This is a genomic window from Vibrio sp. bablab_jr001, assembly GCF_016464285.1.
Lineage (GTDB): Bacteria > Pseudomonadota > Gammaproteobacteria > Enterobacterales > Vibrionaceae > Vibrio > Vibrio fluvialis.
Genome location: NZ_JACDWZ010000073.1, coordinates 1 through 3,616 on the forward strand (window position 1 = coordinate 1; position 3,616 = coordinate 3,616).

Annotated in this window: 3 protein-coding genes; 1 reads left to right on the top strand and 2 read right to left on the bottom strand. The window is 46.6% G+C overall.

Annotation, left to right across the window (positions count from 1 at the left end):
• Positions 1 to 360: 360 nt before the first annotated feature.
• Positions 361 to 987 (bottom strand): OmpA family protein, encoded by a 627-nt coding sequence (locus JIG40_RS12025; RefSeq protein WP_032082469.1) that lies wholly within the window; start codon positions 985 to 987, stop codon positions 361 to 363.
• A gap of 2 nt (positions 988 to 989) precedes the next feature.
• Positions 990 to 2,303, bottom strand: a complete 1,314-nt coding sequence (locus JIG40_RS12030; RefSeq protein ID WP_020433160.1) for a TolC family outer membrane protein — start codon at positions 2,301 to 2,303, stop codon at positions 990 to 992.
• A 437-nt stretch (positions 2,304 to 2,740) separates the two neighbouring features.
• Here JIG40_RS12030 and JIG40_RS12035 point away from each other — a divergent pair.
• The coding region (locus JIG40_RS12035) for an Ig-like domain-containing protein (protein ID WP_348541338.1) at positions 2,741 to 3,616 on the top strand (876 nt) is incomplete at its 3' end.

Genomic DNA, 3,616 nt, shown 5'->3' on the forward strand with positions numbered 1-3,616 from the left:
AAAACAGCACCATCACCCACAACATAATGCGGGCACTGCTCGGGGTGTTGAGCAGCAGCGCGGCGGTCTGGTCGTCGACAAATTCAAGTTCGCCGGGCGAGAGCTGGTGATAACTGCGTTGACTCATGGTGCGATCCTGCGGTGAAATCCATAGGGTATGGAAAGTGAAGCTTATACACAATTGGACTGATAATGGTGCAATTATGTCGATTAATTTTATAACTGACTATCTTATATAGGTATTTTTAATACATTGCGCAGATAGTTCATGACTTAAATGAAGAATGCCGTTTCGAAAACAGCAAAGTCCCGACAAATCGGGACTTTCATAAAGAAGCAATCTTTCGACTTACTCAAGCGTTATTTCGGCAGAGTCGTGAATACGGTCCATTCTTTAACCACTTCACCTTTAAATCCAACGACACTGGCTGTGACGCGACGGTTGCGGGCATGACTCACTTGATCTTCGCCTTCCACTGCAAGTACGGTGTCACCAAAGCCGACAATGCGGATTCGCTTAGGCGTGACACCAAACCGAACCAATTGCAAACGCACCGCTTCAGAACGTTGTTTAGATAACGCCAGATTGTACTCTGGTTTACCTACTTTACTGGCGTAACCTTGTAATTCAATTGAAGTCTCTGGGTAGAGTCTTAAAAAGTCGGCCATCTGACGAATTTGATTCAGAAAAACAGGTGGAATATCACTTGAATCATTGGCGAACAAAATATGCAGTTGTTGCAAATGTGAGGATTTGATCGACTCACCGCAGCCATCGTTATCAATTTTGGACGCGGAAGGTGTGTCTGGGCACTTATCTCGTGCATTGATGACACCATCGTTGTCATCATCCAACAAATCGTCCACTTGGTTTGCGACGGGTGTGGTGATGTAGTCGTAAACGTCTGCATTAGGCTCTTCATTTGCAAATAGCGGGCGGGACAACGCCACGGCTACTACAGCCAGCAATAAAGTGCGAATCTTCATATTTAGTACTCTACCTTCGTCATCCACTCTTCTGGTACATCAACGCGCAAGGCGCTAAGGAGGTTGCCTGTCGCGTTCATTAAACGGTATTTGGCGTATTGCTCTGAATATTTCGCATCGAGATAATCTTTACGGGCTTCAAACAACTCGTTTTCTGTGTTCAACAGATCCAGAAGCGTTCGCTGACCGATCAAATATTGTTTACGATAAGCAATCACAGTTTTAGAGGCTGAATCTACGTGATCAGACAAAAACTCTTTTTGTTGCAGCGTGAGATCCAGTGCATTCCAGGATAAACGCAATCCTTCTTCGACCGTGCGGAAGGTATTCTCACGAAGATCTTTCGCGCGGTTAAGCTGGTAAGCAGCGCCTTCAGTTTTGTCGCTGTCTGCGCCGCCGTTGTACAGATTGTAACGAAGACGAATCATGGCTGTGGTCTCATCGCTGCTGCCTTCGTAACCCCCCGCATCATTCAGCCAAGTTTGAGAAGCTTCAAACGAAATGGTGGGATAGTTCGGAGCTTTGGATTGTTTGTATTGGAATCTTGCTGCATCCACATCGGTTTGCGCGACTTTAATCACGGGATGTGACTTCTGAGCCTGTTCAAGAGCTTGCTCGACGGTTAATGGAAGGGCAGTACTGTCAGCGCGAGGGAAAATAAGACCCAATGGCTCTTGACCGACAAGGCGACGAAACTGAACGTAAGCATCAAACAAATTGTTCTGTGCTGCCAGAAGGTTGCCGTGCGCTTTTGCTATACGAGCTTCAACTTGCGTGACGTCCGCGGTTGAACCGATGCCGGATTCTGCGCGCTTTTTAATGTCGCGGTAAATTTCTTTATGGGTCGCCAGGTTGTTTTCTGACAAAACCAGCACTTCGTATGCTTTTGTTGCTTCGAGGTAGATTTTAGCGACTTCCAGAGCTTTATCCGATGCGTCAGCAAGAAGTTGATAGCGATCTGCTTCGGCTTCCGCTGCGGTGCGATCCATATCGTTAAGTGTCGCAGAACCGTCCCAAATCAATTGATTAAACGTCAGCGTGACGTCTTTTCGCGTCATATCAGTGTCGGAACTGCTACTTGATTCTGCAGGGTTAATACCTTCATAGCCAATACCCGCATCTAAATCAATACGTGGAAGATACGCTCCGGAAGCCGCATTCGATTCAGATACACGGCTTTTGTACTGGTTAAACGCACTTTTTAACTCAGGATTGGAGGCCAGTGTCAGTGATACCGCCTGCTCCAACGTTTGAGCAAATGCGGGGCTGGTAAACGCAAGTGCGCAGACTAAAGTCTTTAAGGAAAACCCTTTCAAAATCAAACTCCCATATCGGATGGAAAACGAATGAGCGCAGAGTCTAAAGCAAAGTTCATCTCATTAATGAGACGAATGGGTTCGCGTGTCAAAAATGTGACGGACCATGACTCAAATTGACCAACTTGTTAAGGGGGTCGGTCGGAGTTAATTGTTAACTTATTAATAAAGCGCGAATTTTACGCTTTAGGGAGAGGAAAATAAAGCTAATGGCGTGATTTTTATTAAGTGATCTTGATTCCATGTATTAACTTTGAGAAACCATCGAATCCGTCAAAAAAACGCTAACCGTATAACGTGTTAACCTTTGTTTAACTAAGGTTTAGTGTTATCGTCGAGCCAATTTTATTCGAATAATAACTATCGCCAATGCTTGAACAGCGTGCGGTAATTCACTTCAAAAGTTTCTGAGGTTTTTTATGGGTTTAAACCTTCTTGTGTCTAGTGGAATCCTGTCTGCAAATCAAATGATCGTGATCGACATCAACGGTAACATTCGTACTGCGACAATTGGTGAAAAGTTGCCCCAAGGGACAGTCATTGTCCAAAGAGGCGATAACATCACGGATGATGCAGAACTCAAGGCACAACTCGTTGATGCAAATAATACTCCGCAAGACATCACCGATGATGTAGCGCGCATTTTTGCTGCATTAGAAGAAGGCCAGGACCCGACTCAGGTCGATGACGCCGAAGCTCCTGCGGCCGGCGGAGCCCAAGGGTCTGCGCTCGCCGAAGCGGCAACCATCGAGCGTATCGGTTCAGAAACCATCGCCACGACAGACTTCGATACCACAGGATTCGAGAGTCTGGGCCTTTCACAAACCCAAAGTTTGGCGCTGTCGAGTTTGTTGGTTGTGTCTACGGGGGCTGAGGAAGGTGTGACCATCGGTACGCCAGCGATTTCATTTGAAAGCACGGGTAATGATGATATCTATAACGCACAGGAAGTTGGCTTGGATGGAACTATTACTGCGACTATCTCCGTAGCTGACTCCAAAGTAGGCGATAAGCTAACTTACACAGTGAACGGCATTGAAACATCGATAACAATCACTGCAGATAACATCATAAACGGCGTGTCTTTTGAAGTGGAACCAGGCTCAACTCTGAGCGCAATATTATCTGATGAGGCAGGTACTCAATCTACTTTAGTTAAGGGGACTGCTGCTGCTGCTGATACCGAGATCAGCAAACCGACCATCGATCTGGTCGCGTCGAGCGACAGCGGCGACAGCGACACAGACAACCTGACCAATGACAAGACGCCGACGTTCGCGCTGGGCAACATCGACAGTGATGTTGCGGCCGAG

Excerpts from the sequence above, each read along its gene's own strand:
- JIG40_RS12025 (WP_032082469.1), bottom strand. The coding sequence starts at position 987 with ATGAAGATTCGCACTTTATTGCTGGCTGTAGTAGCCGTGGCGTTGTCC.